The organism is Nonomuraea zeae, from assembly GCF_005889725.1.
GTDB classification, from domain to species: domain Bacteria; phylum Actinomycetota; class Actinomycetes; order Streptosporangiales; family Streptosporangiaceae; genus Nonomuraea; species Nonomuraea zeae.
The window spans coordinates 1-14,335 of sequence record NZ_VCKX01000084.1; the positions used below are offsets into that span (position 1 = coordinate 1).

The 14,335-nt window shown below is 70.2% G+C and carries 15 protein-coding genes and 1 pseudogene; 7 read left to right on the forward strand and 9 right to left on the reverse strand.

What is annotated here, in order from left to right:
• Together ETD85_RS25885 and ETD85_RS25890 are read right to left on the reverse strand one after the other, a co-directional pair.
• Positions 1–561 (reverse strand): annotated as a pseudogene (locus ETD85_RS25885) (hypothetical protein); the annotation flags it as partial.
• Between the two features lie 486 nt (positions 562–1,047).
• A complete protein-coding gene (locus ETD85_RS25890) occupies positions 1,048–2,034 on the reverse strand; it encodes a CPBP family intramembrane glutamic endopeptidase (RefSeq protein ID WP_138692384.1) in 987 nt (328 codons plus the stop codon).
• 99 nt (positions 2,035–2,133) lie between these two features.
• Here ETD85_RS25890 and ETD85_RS25895 point away from each other — a divergent pair, with 99 nt between their 5' ends.
• Complete coding sequence (locus ETD85_RS25895; protein WP_138692385.1) at positions 2,134–2,847, forward strand: hypothetical protein; 714 nt, start codon at positions 2,134–2,136, stop codon at positions 2,845–2,847.
• Positions 2,844–3,386 (forward strand): DUF6529 family protein, encoded by a 543-nt coding sequence (locus ETD85_RS25900; RefSeq protein WP_138692386.1) that lies wholly within the window; start codon positions 2,844–2,846, stop codon positions 3,384–3,386. Before ETD85_RS25895 ends, ETD85_RS25900 begins: the two co-directional genes overlap by 4 nt.
• Here ETD85_RS25900 and ETD85_RS25905 read toward each other — a convergent pair.
• On the reverse strand, positions 3,376–4,308 hold the full coding sequence (locus ETD85_RS25905) for an HpcH/HpaI aldolase/citrate lyase family protein (protein WP_138692387.1): 933 nt from the start codon (positions 4,306–4,308) through the stop codon (positions 3,376–3,378). The genes ETD85_RS25900 and ETD85_RS25905 overlap by 11 nt on opposite strands.
• 79 nt (positions 4,309–4,387) lie before the next feature.
• Here ETD85_RS25905 and ETD85_RS63280 point away from each other — a divergent pair, with 79 nt between their 5' ends.
• Positions 4,388–4,777, forward strand: a complete 390-nt coding sequence (locus tag ETD85_RS63280) for a hypothetical protein (protein WP_170246840.1) — start codon at positions 4,388–4,390, stop codon at positions 4,775–4,777.
• Between the two features lie 6 nt (positions 4,778–4,783).
• On the opposite strand, the gene ETD85_RS25915 is transcribed toward ETD85_RS63280, so the two are convergent.
• Positions 4,784–5,746, reverse strand: a complete 963-nt coding sequence (locus ETD85_RS25915; RefSeq protein ID WP_138692388.1) for an EamA family transporter — start codon at positions 5,744–5,746, stop codon at positions 4,784–4,786.
• Positions 5,747–5,841: 95 nt separating this feature from the next.
• Here ETD85_RS25915 and ETD85_RS25920 point away from each other — a divergent pair, with 95 nt between their 5' ends.
• Together ETD85_RS25920 and ETD85_RS25925 are read left to right on the forward strand one after the other, a co-directional pair.
• Complete coding sequence (locus tag ETD85_RS25920; RefSeq protein ID WP_240779420.1) at positions 5,842–7,092, forward strand: magnesium transporter MgtE N-terminal domain-containing protein; 1,251 nt, start codon at positions 5,842–5,844, stop codon at positions 7,090–7,092.
• The gene (locus ETD85_RS25925) at positions 7,089–7,556 is read left to right on the forward strand and encodes a DUF1003 domain-containing protein (protein ID WP_138692389.1); all 468 of its coding nucleotides are present in this window, start codon (positions 7,089–7,091) and stop codon (positions 7,554–7,556) included. The genes ETD85_RS25920 and ETD85_RS25925 overlap by 4 nt, the downstream gene beginning before the upstream one ends.
• A 13-nt stretch (positions 7,557–7,569) precedes the next feature.
• On the opposite strand, the gene ETD85_RS25930 is transcribed toward ETD85_RS25925, so the two are convergent.
• On the reverse strand, positions 7,570–8,025 hold the full coding sequence (locus ETD85_RS25930) for a MarR family winged helix-turn-helix transcriptional regulator (protein WP_138692390.1): 456 nt from the start codon (positions 8,023–8,025) through the stop codon (positions 7,570–7,572).
• A 160-nt stretch (positions 8,026–8,185) separates the two neighbouring features.
• Between ETD85_RS25930 and ETD85_RS25935 the strand changes: the two genes are divergently transcribed.
• Positions 8,186–9,325 carry an Mrp/NBP35 family ATP-binding protein gene (locus ETD85_RS25935; RefSeq protein ID WP_138692391.1) on the forward strand — a complete coding sequence of 380 codons (1,140 nt, stop codon included), beginning with the start codon at positions 8,186–8,188 and terminating at the stop codon, positions 9,323–9,325.
• A gap of 122 nt (positions 9,326–9,447) precedes the next feature.
• On the opposite strand, the gene ETD85_RS25940 is transcribed toward ETD85_RS25935, so the two are convergent.
• The 4 genes from ETD85_RS25940 to sigE all read right to left on the reverse strand — a co-directional run bounded on the left by ETD85_RS25940 (position 9,448) and on the right by sigE (position 13,384).
• Complete coding sequence (locus ETD85_RS25940; protein WP_138692392.1) at positions 9,448–9,810, reverse strand: sec-independent translocase; 363 nt, start codon at positions 9,808–9,810, stop codon at positions 9,448–9,450.
• Between the two features lie 304 nt (positions 9,811–10,114).
• Entirely contained in the window at positions 10,115–12,058 is a 1,944-nt protein-coding gene (locus tag ETD85_RS25945) for a trypsin-like peptidase domain-containing protein (RefSeq protein WP_138692393.1), read from the reverse strand.
• A gap of 167 nt (positions 12,059–12,225) precedes the next feature.
• Entirely contained in the window at positions 12,226–12,750 is a 525-nt protein-coding gene (locus ETD85_RS25950) for an anti-sigma factor family protein (protein ID WP_138692394.1), read from the reverse strand.
• A gap of 1 nt (position 12,751) precedes the next feature.
• Positions 12,752–13,384 (reverse strand): RNA polymerase sigma factor SigE, encoded by a 633-nt coding sequence (sigE, locus tag ETD85_RS25955; protein ID WP_138692395.1) that lies wholly within the window; start codon positions 13,382–13,384, stop codon positions 12,752–12,754.
• A 185-nt stretch (positions 13,385–13,569) separates the two neighbouring features.
• On the opposite strand from sigE, the gene ETD85_RS25960 reads away from it, so the two are divergent.
• The gene (locus ETD85_RS25960; protein WP_138692396.1) at positions 13,570–14,208 is read left to right on the forward strand and encodes an O-methyltransferase; all 639 of its coding nucleotides are present in this window, start codon (positions 13,570–13,572) and stop codon (positions 14,206–14,208) included.
• The last annotated feature ends 127 nt before the right edge of the window (positions 14,209–14,335 follow it).

The following is a 14,335-nucleotide window of genomic DNA, read 5'->3' on the forward strand; positions in this document are numbered from 1 at the left end:
GTCGGGTCTCGTGGGGCGGCCGGCCGGGGGGCGTCCGACGCGCCGCACGCCGGGCTCGTCCTCGCCGGGCTCGTCCTCCGGCGCGGGCGGCTCGTCCTCCTGGGGCTCGTCCCTGTCGCGCTGCCATTCGGTGGCCGCGCTGCTCTCGACGGGATACACCAGGCGGTAGGGCGCCGTACGCGGGTCCCGCATGGGCGGGTCGTCGTCCCGCTCAGGCTCCTGCTCGGGCGCGGGCTCAGGCACGGGCTCAGGCACGGGCTCCGGCTGCTCCGCCTCGGCGCGCGCCGGCTCAGGCCGCACGGGCTCGTCCTGCACGGGCTCGGACTGGACGGGTTCGGAATGCACGGGCTCGGGCTGCACAGGCGCGGGCTCGGTTCGCTCGGGCGCGGGGGCGGACCCGAGCGGGCCGCCCGCGACGAGCTTGTCGGGGCGGTTGACGATGCGGCGGGGGCGGCGGCGCGGCTCCGTCTCGGGTTCCGCCGTCGGCGAGCTGTACGGCCTGCGCCCCTTGGGCAGCTCCTGCGGCTCCTCCTCCGGGATGGGGGCGGAGAACGGCGGCATGCCCCAAGGGGAGGTCAGGGGTAAGCCGCGAGCCCGGCCGTCCGTGGGACCGGGTGGAGAGTGCCTGATCCTGGGCTCTTGCGAAGAATGCGGTTCCGACGTGCCCTCGGGATGCGGGTCGTCGTCACCCTGCGGTCGCCGTGGCGTTTCGCTGGGGCCGGAGGCCACGCGCCGTACCTCCTAGTCGAACTCGTCGTACAGGTGGAACTCGTCGAATCTGACCTGGCCAACCGGATCGTGTGCGCGGACGGTAGGTGGATGGTCGCGACCCGCGGACCGTTCCATGGACGCCGTCCGCCTCATGCGGCGTTTCGCTCCTCATACGTTTATCGGACGATGTATCACACGCGCCTACTACTACCCCGTCGCACCGAAACGATCACCTCCGGGAAACCCTCGCCGTTTCCCCCACAGCAACCAGACCAGCATGCTTGAGCCGGAATTACGAGACCTCTCTAGCGAGATTCCCGGCACCTCTCGCCGGATTTATCCCGAAACAGTGTCTACTGACCGCTTTTTAGCTAGATACAACACACCAAACGCATACACCCCGAGCTGCACCACGGTCCCCGTCAACGCCTGCCAGGGCACCGGCACCTTCCCCTGATCCAGTGCGTCGTCCAGCTGCCCGGCCGCGGCGCTCAATCCGAAGGCCAGCAGGTTGTTCATGACGTGCAGCGCGATCGGCGCCTCCAGCCCCCCGGTCCGCACGGCCAGCCAGCCCATGACGGCCCCGAAGGAGAACACGTCGATCAGGCCCACCCACGAATACCCGTGCAACGACGCGAACAGCACGGACCCGATCAGGATGGCCCAGATCGGATTGCGCACGTGCACGCCGACGGCCTGCAGGAACCAGCCGCGGAAGGCGTACTCCTCGGCCGCCGCCTGGAACGGCACCAGCAGCACGAGCACGATGAGCGCCGGCAGGAAGCGTTCCCATCCGATCCAGCCGAAGATGTCGCCGCCCTGGCCCGACAGGGACAGCGCGACGATCTGCGTGCCCTGCCCGAGCACCAGCGCCAGCACCGCCAGCCCGGCGCAGCGCAGCAGCCACGGCCAGCGCAGCCGCCCGGCCACGGACGACAGCGTCCCCGGCCGGCGCCGCTGGACGAGCGCCGTCGTGCCGAACACCAGCGGCAGCACGGGCACGATCGACAGCAGCACGACCACGAGCCCGAAGACCGGGTCGCCGAAGAGCGCTCCCGACGGGTCCATCGGCGCCGAGATGCCGAGCAGCGAGGCCAGCACCAGCCCCGCGTAGACGACCACCACGCCGATCGCGAAGAACCCGACGGCGATGATCAGCGAGCCGACGATCGCCCGCCACGGATGCGCGCCGGGAATCCGGGCCAGATGGTCGTAACGCGCCCCGTGCGGCACCGGCAGAAACCAGGACGGACGTTGCGGCTGGTAGGGATAGCCCGGCGGGGGCGCGTCGTACGGCGGATAAGCCCCTGGATTCTCCTGCATCTATACATTCTGTCCATCTGGTGCGCATTAGTTCACAGACGGTCCACCCTTTTAGGCGGATGCTCAGAGGCGTAGGCATTTCAACCCTGGGAGCAGTCCATGTCAAGGCTGGGACCTTTCATCACCCTCGCGGCGGGAGCAGTGCTCGCCCTGGGGCTGGGTGTCGCCAGCATCACCGCGACACCCGCGGCCGAGAACACGGCCGCCGGCACCGCTGCGGAGGCGCCTTCTGGAGAGGAGAGCCCCGCAGAGCAGAACACCGCGGAGGAGAACACCGCGCAGCCGTCCCCCACCAATACCGAGGCGAAGAAGATCGCCAAGGCCGACTACGGCGGCCGCGTCAAAGGCAACGGCGGCCTCATCGCGATCTCGATCAGGAACGGCAAGGCCGTCGGCTACTTCTGCGACGGCAAGACCGAGTCCTGGTTCAAGGGCAACGAGTCGGACGGCGACCTGAACCTGACCGGCGTCGCCAACCCCAAGTCCACCGTGACGGCCGAGCTGGGCGGCGGCCAGGCCAAGGGCTGGGTCGCGGTCGGCGGCAGGAAGTGGAGCTTCGTCGCGCCCACGATCGTCAAGCCGTCGGGCCTCTACCGGGCCACCGCGCTCGTCAGGGGCGCCAAGCTCAGGGCCGGCTGGATCCTGGTCAAGAACCCGGCGGGCGGCTACTACCAGGTCGGCACCGCCTTCGTCGGCGAGGAGCAGTACGACATCCCCGAGCTGAACAGCGACCAGCCCACCGCGCCCGTGACGGTGGACGACACCACGGTCTACCCGAAGGACGTCGACGGCTTCATCGAGGAGATGCAATGACCGCCCTACCGCAGCAGTCCCGTGGCGTGACCACGTTGCTCGTGCCGTTGCTGATCGGCGGTCTGGTGGTGGTCGCGCTGGGCGTCTTCGGGCGGGCGCACACGCCCACCGGGTTCGCCGTGGGCGTGGCCGGGTTCTCGGCCGCGCTGCCGATGAAGGTGTGGCTGACGACGGGGGCGTTCGTCCTGGCGATCGTCCAGGTCGTCTCGGCCCTGTCGATGTGGGGCAAGCTCGGGATCACCATCCCGCCGGCCGTGCACCGCTGGTCGGGGCGGCTGGCGTTCCTGCTGACGATCCCGGTCGCCTTCCACTGCCTCTACGCGCTCGGCCTGCAGTACGACGTGCCGCGAGTGCTCGCGCACTCGCTGCTCGGGTGCTTCTTCTACGGCGTGTTCACCGCGAAGCTGCTCGCGCTCCCCAAGCGCGACACTCCCGGCTGGACGCTGCCGGTGTTCGGCGGGCTGGCCTTCACGGCGCTCATCGGCCTCTGGCTGACGTCGTCGTTCTGGTTCTTCACCGCGATCGGCTTCAAGGTGTGAAGCTCTTGGTACGGGCGAGCCCCGCGGCCCGCCCCTTGGCGGCGACGACGAGCGCCATCTTGCGCGAGGCCTCGTCGATCATCTCGTCGCCGAGCATGACCGCGCCGCGCTTCTCCACCGAGGTGTAGTAGTCGTACGCCTCCAGGATGAGCTCGGCGTGGTCATAGTCCTCCTGCGCCGGGGAGAACACCGCGTTGGCCGCGTCGACCTGTCCGGGGTGGAGCACCCACTTGCCGTCGAACCCGAGGGCGGCGGCCCGCCTGGCCACCCGCTCGAAGCCTTCGACGTCCTTGATCTGCAGGTAGGGGCCGTCGATCACCTGGAGGTCGTGCATCCTGGCCGCCATCAGCAGCCGCATGAGGATGTAGTGGTAGGCGTCGCCCTCGACGTAGCCGGGCGGCTGCTCGCCGACGACGAGCGTACGCATGTTGATGGACGCCATGAAGTCCGCCGGGCCGAACACCAGCGTCTCCAGCCGCTTGGACGACCCGGCGATGGCGTCCACGTTGACCAGGCCGCGGGCGTTCTCGATCTGCGCCTCGATGCCGATCCGGCCGACCTCGAAGCCCATGGTCTTCTCGATCTGGGTGAGCAGGGTGTCGAGCCAGACGACCTCCGTGGAGTCCTGCACCTTGGGCAGCATCACGCAGTCGAGGTGCTCGCCCGCGCCCTCGACGATCGCGATCACGTCCCGGTACGTCCACTGCGTCGTGAGGTCGTTGACCCTGACCACCCGGGTCTTGCCCGACCAGTCGCCCTCGCGCAGGGCGGCCACGATGTTCTCGCGCGCCTTCTCCTTGGCCAGCGGCGCGACGGAGTCCTCCAGGTCGAGGAAGACCTCATCGACGGGCAGGGTCTGGGCCTTCTCCAGGAACCGGGGGTTGCTGCCGGGCACGGCGAGCACGGAACGACGTGAGCGCATGCGCACACGCTAACGGCTGCGCCGCCCGGTCGGCAGCGAGCCCTCCGCACGGGCCGGTTCTGTGACTACAGTTCGAGCTGTGAGCGACAACACCGCACCCGCCGAGGCGGCCATCGAGGAGGGCGCCAAGAAGTCCGGCATCCTCTGGCTCACCCTCGACCGCCCCCGGCTGGCCTGGCACGCCTGGCACGAAGGCGCGATCTACCTGGTGACCGGCGACGGTGAGCAGCAGCTGCCCGGCCTCGACGCGCTCGACCGGGTCCACGTCACCCTGCGCAGCAAGGACAACGGGGCCAGGCTGGTGGAGTTCGAGGCGGCGGTGGCGGTGGTGGACCAGGCCGCGGCGGCCGACGCCGTGGCGGTGCTGGCCAAGGAGCGGCTCAACGCCCCCGACAGCGAGCACCTCACCGAGCGCTGGGCCCGCGACGCCACCGTCCTGCGACTCACGCCCGAGCGACCCGAGCGCTGAAGGGGCTCAGGGCTCGGCGGTGACGCCGACCGGCCGCGCCTCCAGGCCCGGCTCCACCGGTACGGCGGGGGCCGCGGCGGTGGAGCTCTGGGCGAGGAGCGCGCCCGACAGCAGGATCAGGCCGCCCACGATCTGGAAGACGCCGAGCGTCTCGCCGACCAGCGCCCACGCCACGACCGCGCCGCCGATGATCTCCAGGGACGCGACGGTCGCGCCGACCGCGGCCGAGAGCCGCCGCACGGCGTTCACCCCCAGGATGTACGCGACCACGGTCGAGATCAGCACCATCCACAGGTACGCCCCCAGCACCGGCAGCGCCCGGCCGCCATCCGGCGTGACGGTGACGGTGAAGGCGTCCCAAGGGATGTTCCACGGCTGGGCGAACGGGATCAGCACCGCGGCCGCCCCCGTCATCCCCCACGCGATGAGGCCGAGCGGGTCCACGTCGTCCCCGAAGCTATCGTTCATCAGGAAATATCCGGCGCAACACGCCCCGGCCAGCAGGCCGAGCAGCAGGCCCAGCGCGTCCACCCGCATCCCCTGCCAGAACTCGACGACGATCGCGAGCCCGGCGACCGCGAGGACGGCGCCGACGTACGCGGGCCTGGCCAGCCGGACCTTCCTGACGAGCCGCACCCACGCCACCACCATCACCGGAGCCATGAACTCCAGCAGCAACGCCACCCCGACCGGCAGCCGGGTGATCGCCACGAAGTAGAGGGACTGCACCCCGGCCACCGCCATGACCGCGTACAGGCCGAAGAACGGCAGCCTGGACCTCGGGATGCGCAGCGCCCGCGGCTTCACCACGGCCAGCACCGCGACGAGCAGCAGCCCGGCGCCCGCCATCCGCGTCCACACGGCCTCGATGGGCGCCAGCCCGGCCGCGATGAGGTATTTGGCCATCGGCCCCGAGAACGCGAAACACCACGCGGACACGAACGCGAGCCCGAGTCCCGCATACCTCATCGCACACCACCTGCGGAGTAATTACCGTTAAGAACGGTTGATACTGACATGTCGGGTGACCGAGGCGCAATGGACAGCACTGTTAGCCTGACCACGTGCAGATCTTCGTGGCCCGGCTGCCGGGAACCCCGGTGTTCGACCCAGCGGGCGACAAGATCGGCCGCGTCCGCGACCTGGTGGTCGGCCTGCGCATCGGCCGCCGGCCCAACGTGCACGGCCTGGTGGTGGAGGTGCAGCCCCGGCGCCGGGTGTTCCTGCCCATCACCCGGGTGCGCCGCATCGAGGCCGGATCGGTGGTCTTCACCGGCCGGCTCAACATGCGCAGGTTCGAGCAGCGCGACACCGAGACGCTGGTCATCGGCGAGATGCTGGACCTCGAAGTGCGCCTCGGCGACCAGCCCATGACCGTCTACGACGTGGCCATGGAGGAGGTCAAACCGTCCGCCTGGGAGATCACCAAGGTGGCCCTCTACAAGGGCAGGCGGCGCGAGCCCCGTACGGTCGCGTGGAGCGAGGTGTCCGGGTTCGACAAGCTGCAGAAGGACCAGGGGGCGGCCGGGCTGATCGCCGCGTTCGAGACGCTGCGGGCCGCCGACATGGCCAGCGCCCTGCACGAGCTGCCGAGCAAGCGCCGGGTCGAGATCGCCCGCGCCCTGAACAACGACCGGCTCGCCGACGTGCTCGAAGAGCTGCCGCCCGACGACCAGATCGGCATCCTCGACACCCTGGAGCCGGAGCGCGCGGCCGACGTGCTGGAGGAGATGGGCCCGGACGACGCCGCGGACCTGCTGCACGACCTGCCGGAGGAGCAGGCGGCCAAGCTGCTGGCGCTGATGGAGCCGCGGGAGGCCGCGCCCGTGCGGCGGCTGCTGCCCTACCCCGACGACAGCGCGGGCGGCGTGATGACCAGCGAGCCGGTGGTCCTGCCGCCCAACGCCACGGTGGCCGAGGCGCTCGCGCACATCAGGCAGCACGACCTGACGCCCGCCGTCGCCGCCCAGGTCTACGTGACCAGGCCGCCGACGGAGACGCCGACCGGCACGTTCCTGGGCGTCTCGCACTTCCAGCGGCTGCTGCGCGAGCCGCCGTCCACGCTGCTCGGCAAGGTGCTCGACCCCTCGATCGACCCGATCAGGCCGGAGTTCACGCTGCTCCAGGTGACCTACTACCTGGCCCACTACAACCTGCTGGCCGCGCCCGTGGTCGACGGGCTCGGCCGGCTCCTGGGCGCGGTGACGGTCGACGACGTGCTCGACCACCTGCTTCCCGAGGACTGGCGCGAGGCGGCCGGCGGCAGGGACGACGAGCAGGACGACGGGGACGACCGTGAGGGAGGCCGATCGTGACGATCGAACGACTCGACCAGCCCAGGGCGCTGCGCCGCTCGCTGCGGCCGCACTACGACCCGGAGGCGTTCGGCCGCCTCTCCGAACGGATCGCCCGATTCCTCGGCACCGCGCGGTTCATCGTCTACATGACCGTGTTCGTGGCCGTCTGGGTGATCTGGAACATCGCCGCGCCGGCCTCGCTCAAGTTCGACCCCTACCCGTTCATCTTTCTCACGCTGATGCTGTCGCTGCAGGCCAGCTACGCCGCGCCGCTCATCCTGCTGGCCCAGAACCGGCAGGACGACCGCGACCGCGTCCAGTACGAGCAGGACCGCGAGGTCGCGGAGCGCAACCAGGCCGAGATCGAATATCTGACGCGCGAGATCGCCGGGCTGCGCCTGGCGCTGAACGAGGTCGCCACCCGCGACTACCTGCGCTCCGAGCTCGGGCACCTGCTGGAGGAGCTCAAGGAGCGCCACTGACGCCTCTCAGGCGTTACGCGTCACCGTCGAGTTTGCCGAGCATCTCACGCACCTGACCGATCTCCGCCGCGCCCAGCAGGTCGAGGAACTGGGTCCTGATGCCGCGCAGGTAGGTGGGGGTCGCCTCGGCCAGCCGGGCCGCGCCGGCGTCGGTCAGCACGGCGAACAGCCCGCGCGCGTCGTCCGCGCACGCCTGCCTGGCGACCAGCCCGTCCCGCTGTAAACGGTCGATGAGCCTGGTCAGGCCGCTGCGGGAGAGCAGGACGCGCCCGGCCAGATCATTCATGCGCAGCCGCCGCTCGGGCGCCTCGGCCAGCTGCATGAGCACCTCGTACGACGCGAGCGGCAGATCGTGGGCGACGAGGAGCTCCGCCTCGAGATGGCGGGCGATGCGCACCTGGGCGCGCTGCAGCATCCGCCAGACGGCCAGCTCCTCGACGGTCAGTCCCTCGTCGCGCAGAAGAGTCACGGAGTAACCTTAAGACGTTGTTGCACAGACATCTAACAGCACGGATTAACCCAGCGGGGCCTTCGGTTCATACCATGGAGGGGCATCCTCACTGGCGTCCAGCGCCTGTCACACATATACCGACAAAGGAGGGACGGCACTCCCTCGTGCCGAGACTTCGATGGCACTAACCCAGGAACACGTGACGGCCGCCCTCGCCACCGTCATCGACCCCGAGATCCGTCGCCCGATCACGGACCTCGACATGGTCAAGAGCATCGAGATCGCCCCGGACGGGGCGGTGCGCGTAGGGGTCTACCTCACTGTGGCCGGATGTCCGATGAAGGACACGATCACGCGCGATGTCACGAACGCCGTGGCCAAGATCGAAGGTGTGACGGGCGTCCAGATCGAGCTCGACGTCATGAGCACCGAGCAGCGCAAGACGCTCCAGACCAAGCTGAGGGGCGACCGCGGGCCGGAGAAGGAGATCCCGTTCAACCAGCCGGGCTCGCTCACCCGCGTGTTCGCGGTGGCCAGCGGCAAGGGCGGGGTCGGCAAGTCGTCGGTCACGGTCAACCTGGCCGCGGCGATGGCCTCAAGCGGCATGAAGGTCGGCATCGTCGACGCCGACATCTACGGTCACAGCATTCCTCGCATGCTGGGCGCCGCCGAGCGCCCCACCAAGGTCGAGGACATGATCATGCCGCCGATGGCGCATGACATCAAGGTCATCTCGGTCGGGATGTTCAAGCCCGAGGGCAACACGCCCGTGGTGTGGCGCGGTCCGATGCTGGACCGGGCGCTCCACCAGTTCCTGGCCGACGTCTACTGGGGCGACCTCGACGTGCTCCTGCTCGACCTGCCGCCCGGCACCGGCGACATCGCCATCTCTGTGGCGCAGCGGCTGCCGTCGGCGGAGATCCTGGTCGTGACCACGCCGCAGATGGCCGCGGCGGAGGTGGCCGAGCGGGCCGGCTCCATCGCGGCCCAGACGCATCAGCAGATCGCCGGCGTCATCGAGAACATGGCGTGGCTGCCCTGCCCGCACTGTGACGAGCGGATCGCCGTGTTCGGCGAGGGCGGGGGCCAGACGGTCGCCGACGCGCTGACGCGGACGCTCGGCACCCGGGTGCCGCTGCTCGGCCAGGTTCCCATCGACCTGCGGCTGCGCGAAGGAGGCGACGAGGGCAAGCCGCTGGTCCTCACGGAGCCCGACTCACCCGCGGGCGCGGAGCTGCGGAAGATCGCCAGCGGGCTCAGCAAGCGGTCGTCCAGCCTGAAGGGGCTCCACCTCAACCTCTCCCCCAACCGCGGCTGACCATCCTCGGCACCATCGGGCCCGCTCGCCTCGTGCGAGTGGGCCCTCTTTTTCGCATGCGAAAGCCGATGCCGGGCCGGCGTTGGGGGCCTGGAGGGCCTGGAGAGCGCTGTGCGGGCCTGTCAGGTGGCTTCTGCGTCGTAAGGCGGCAATTCGCCGTAACCGAGCTCGTCCACCGGCTCAGGCGTGTACGGGGCCGTGACGGCGGGCTCCAGCTCGTCCGGCTTCTTGTTCCAGTCTTCCTCGATGTCGTCGAGGAGATGCTTCCTGACGAAGTTGCGCGGATTGAGGTCTGCGGGGTCGAAGTTGGAGAACTCCGGGCCCAGCCCGGCCCGCAGGTCGTCACGCGCGTTGTTCGCCATCCGGCGCAGGTTGCGCAGCGTCTTGCCGGCCTGTGAGGCGGCTTGAGGCAGCTTTTCGGGACCGAAGACGAGCAACGCGATCACGACCAGCGCCCCGATCTCCCACCACCCGAGTCCGAACACCGTGCACTCCTACCGCAGTCCAACCTCTCCGAGGACAACCCCGGCCTATCCACAGACTAAGGGCTCCAAGGGGTAGGTCGGTCGTCCCCCCTGCCTCAGATCAGCGGAGATCACGCCGCCGGAGCCTCCCCGGACCGGCCCGACCCGCCCGGCCACCCGCACGCGGCCTGCCACATCACACCATGCCGCCGCCCGGACGGCCGCGCGTCGCCCTCACGGCGGCGCGGCGGGCAGACCGGTAGGCGTCCTCCTGGCAGGCGAGCCATCCGGTGCGCAGCCGTAAGGACGGTGGACCGGCGGAAAGTCAGGACGGCGTCGGGGTGGGCTCGTCGTCGGCGACGACGGTGAGGGTGGCGGTGCGCTCCTGGCCGGCGCGCTGGTACTTGATGGTGATCTTGGCGCCGGGCGCCTTGCTGCGGATCAGGGCGATCAGCTCGTTCCCGTCCTGCAGCGCCAGCCCGTCCATCTCCAGGATCACGTCGCCGGCCTTCAGCCCCGCCTTCTCGGCGGGCCCGTTGGCGTCCACCGGCTGGCGGCCGCCGGCCGGCTCGGAGGCGATCCGTACGCCCTGGCCCTTGTAGTCCTTGTCCAGGACGATGCCGATCTTGGGACGCTTGGCCTTGCCGGTGGTGATCAGCTCCTCCGCCACCCGCCGCGTCTGGTTGACCGGGATCGCGAAGCCCAGGCCGATGCTGCCGCTCTGGCTGCTCATCGAGCGGCTGAGCGTGGCGATGGCCGAGTTCACCCCGACGACCTCGCCCCTGCCGTTGACCAGCGGGCCGCCGGAGTTGCCGGGGTTGATCGCGGCGTCGGTCTGGATCGCGCTGATGTAGGCGGGCTCCTCGGCGCTCGTGCCCGTGTCGTCGCCCGCGATCACCGGGCGGTTGAGCGAGCTGACGATGCCGGTCGTCACCGTGCCCGTCAGGCCCAGCGGCGAGCCGATGGCGATGACCGGGTCGCCGACCACGACCTGGTCGGAGTTGCCCAGGGTGATCTCCGGCGTTCCGAACGTCTCCTCCGGCTTGACCACGGCCAGGTCCGAGCCCGGGTCGCGGCCGATGATCCGGCCCGACGTGGTCTTCCGGTTGTTGAACATGATCCGGATCTCGCCGCCCTTGGCGGCCAGGGAGACCACGTGGTTGTTCGTCACCACGTAGCCGTTCTTGATCAGGAAGCCGGAACCCGACGCGCCCTCGGTGTTGGAGCCGTTGCCGACCTCCAGGGAGACCACGCTCGGCAGCACCCGCGAGGCCACGCCCGCCACCGAGTCGGGCGCGCGGTTCGTCGCGCCGGTCGGCGCCGGGCCCAGGCTGTAGGAGGGGTCGTTGGCGCTGCTCGGCTTGGTGAGCAGGTAGGTGCCGACGCTGCCCAGCGTCGAGGCCGCCAGCGCGATGGCCGCGGCGATCGCGATCAGGGCTCCGGTCGCCGGTCCGCGCCTCGACCCGGCGCCCTGGGCGCCAGGGGGCGGCGGTGGCGCCGCCCAGCCCGAGCCCATGCCGAGCGCCTGACGCGGCGGTGGCGGCGGCGTGGCGCCGTAGGGAGGCGGACCCCCGAACGGCGGGCCGTCGTACGGCCGCGGACCGCCGCCGGGCGTGCTGAACGACGGGCTGTCATAAGAGCGCGTCCCGTTGTCCGGCGGGCCGAAGACCGGGCTGTCGTAGGACCGCGTCCCGTTGTCCGGCGAGCCGAACGCCGGGCTGTCGTAGGACCGCGCCCCGTTGTCCGGGGAGCCGAACGTCGGGCTGTTGTCCGGGGAGCCGAACGTCGGGCTCTCGTAGGGACGCGCGTCCTGAGCGCCCGACGATGGGCTCTCGTAGGGACGGGCCCCGCTGTCCGGCGGCGGCCCGAACGACGGGCTCGGGCCGAACGACGGGCTCTCGTAGGAGCGCGGCTCCGGGGGGCCGAACGACGGACCGGGCTTGTCCGGGGGGCCGAACGAGGCGTTGTCGTAGGAGGGCGTCTCCGGAGGGCCGAACGAAGGGACCTCGTAGGGCCGCGCACCCGCGTCGAACGAAGGCGCGGCGTAGGAGGGGCCGCTCTCGGGTGAGCGGCTCTCGTACGGCGGCGTGCCGACGACCTCGTGGCGGCCCGACGGGTCGCCCCAGGAGCCGCCGAACGAGGCGGGCGGCTCCGGCCGCCTGCCCTGCTGTTCCGGCGAGTCGTCCACGGGCAGGAAGTCCGGCCGCCCCTGTGGCTCGGGGGAGTCCGACGGCGTGCGTCCTTCGGTGGGGCGCGTCTCGTCGGTCATCTAAGTCTCACCACTCCTTGGCTCGGCCACCGCAATCCTGGCTCTTGCGGCATACGAGGGTCATAAAGCATTTGTCAGGAATCGCTTGTGACAAATCCCGAACCCAGATCGTATGCCCCGCGCGCCGCCGACTACGCCAACACCGGTGTGCCCGGCATATCCGGGCGTCAAGGGGTGGCGGTCGAAGGAGCGTTCGTCGGAGAGTTACGAGCTTGCTGGAACAGCTCCACCGGCGGAGCCGGGTTGCTCTGCCCCACGCCGGTGGTGGCGAAGAAGGTGCCGAGCGCGACGGCCGCGGAGACCACGCCGACCGCGACGTAGGTCGAGCGCCGCCTACCGCCCCTGCCAGGGCCCGAAGCTCCACCAGTGGCGTCCCTGCGCGGACGGTTGTCCAGCGGGGCGATGCTGTGCGGGCCAGGGATCGGCACGCCCCCGAACGTGCGCGACGGGAAAGGGCGCTCCCTCGGCGGCAGCGGCCCGCCCGGCTCCGCCATCCGGAGCAGAGACATGGTCAGGTCGGCCGGCATCGCAGGCCCGTCGAGCGAGCGCAGGCGCGACTTCAGCGCCCGCATCGACTCGACTTCGTGCCTGCAGTCAGCACAGAAGGTCAGATGAGCCAGCGCGCGATCGCGTTCGGTGTGGTTGAGCTCACCGTCCACGAGCGCGGAAACACGTTCTCCAAGATGGGCCATATCAGACTTCCTCCCCACGGATAACGGTCGGGGGGAGTTGAGAATTACGGGGGGCCCGATGGTCGAGCGCCTCCCGCAACTGCGCCCGGCCACGGTGAATACGGCTTCGGACCGTCCCCAGCTTGACGCCGAGCGTGGCCGCGATCTCCTCATAGGACAGGCCCTCGATGTCACACAGGACGATCGCGGCCCGGAACTCCGGTGCGAGCGCGTCGAGGGCGGCCTGGATGTCGGGCTCAAGGTGGGCGTCGTCGAACGCCTGCGCCGGTGACGGCTCACGGCCGCGCAGCCGCTCCGCGGCGTCGTCGGCCAGCCCCTCGAACCTGATGCGCTGCTTCCGGCGCGCCATGTCGAGGAACAGGTTCGTCGTGATCCGGTGCAACCACCCCTCGAACGTGCCAGGGGTGTAGCTCGACAGCGACCTGAAAACCCGGACAAAGACCTCCTGTGTGAGGTCTTCGGCATCGTGGACATTGCCGGTCAACCGGTATGCCAGTCGATACACGCGTGCGGAGTGAGTCCGCACCACTTCCTCCCACGTGGGAGGTGTCCAGTCAGACGACACGGGAGTATCCGTCTGGTGGTCGCTTTCGTCCACCAGAACTCCTCTCTTTGGGACCACCGCTACCGCCATAGTGCCTGGTTTCGTCCCTTCGTGCGCACTGCCTGCCTTCCGGACCGGCAAAGCCCGTTTAAACCTGCAACGCCTTGGGGCCCGCCTGAGTTCCCGTCCCGGCGTGTCTCCCCTAGGCTGCGATCGGTGCCAATCACGTCTATGACCTTCTGCGGCAATCGCACGAAAGTGGGGGGAGGAGGCCGATGACCAGTCCGGTAGAGGCCACTCTGGCCTATGCGGAGCAGTTCCATCATGAGGATGAGATCCTGCACGTGGCGCGGCAGCGCGGGCTGGAGATGGGGGCCACGCCCATCCTTCCCGGCGGTGGGGCGGCCCTGTGCTTCCTCGCCACCGCGGTCAACGCCAAGTCCGTGGTCGAGGTCGGCACGGGGTGCGGCGTCTCGGGTCTGTGGCTGCTGCGCGGCATGCGTACGGACGGGACGCTGACGAGCGTCGACGTCGAGCCCGAGCACCAGCGGCTGGCCAGACAGGCCTTCGCGGAGGCGGGTTTCTCCGGCGGGCGCGTACGCCTCATCTCCGGCCGGGCGCTGGACGTGCTGCCGCGGCTGTCGGACGGCGGCTACGACATGGTGTTCGCCGACGGCGCCAAGCAGGAATACCCCGACTACCTCTCCGAGGCGGTCCGCCTGCTCCGCGTGGGCGGCATCGTGGCCTTCGGCAACATGCTGTGGCGCGACCGGGTGGCCGACCCCGCGCAACGCGACGCGGACACGGTCGCGCTGCGCGAGGTGGGCAAGCTGGTGCAGTCGGACGACCGCCTGCGCTCGGTGCTCATCCCGCTGGGCGACGGCCTGCTCGCCGCCGTGAAGATCGCCAAGTAGCCGCGGACACCCGGCAGGCCGGGTGAACCCGAAGCGCCGGGTCCCGTACGAATGACGGGCGGACCCGGCGGCACGCCAGGCCCCGCCTCCACACGCCGCGGACCCGGTGATGCCTCAGGCCCCGCCT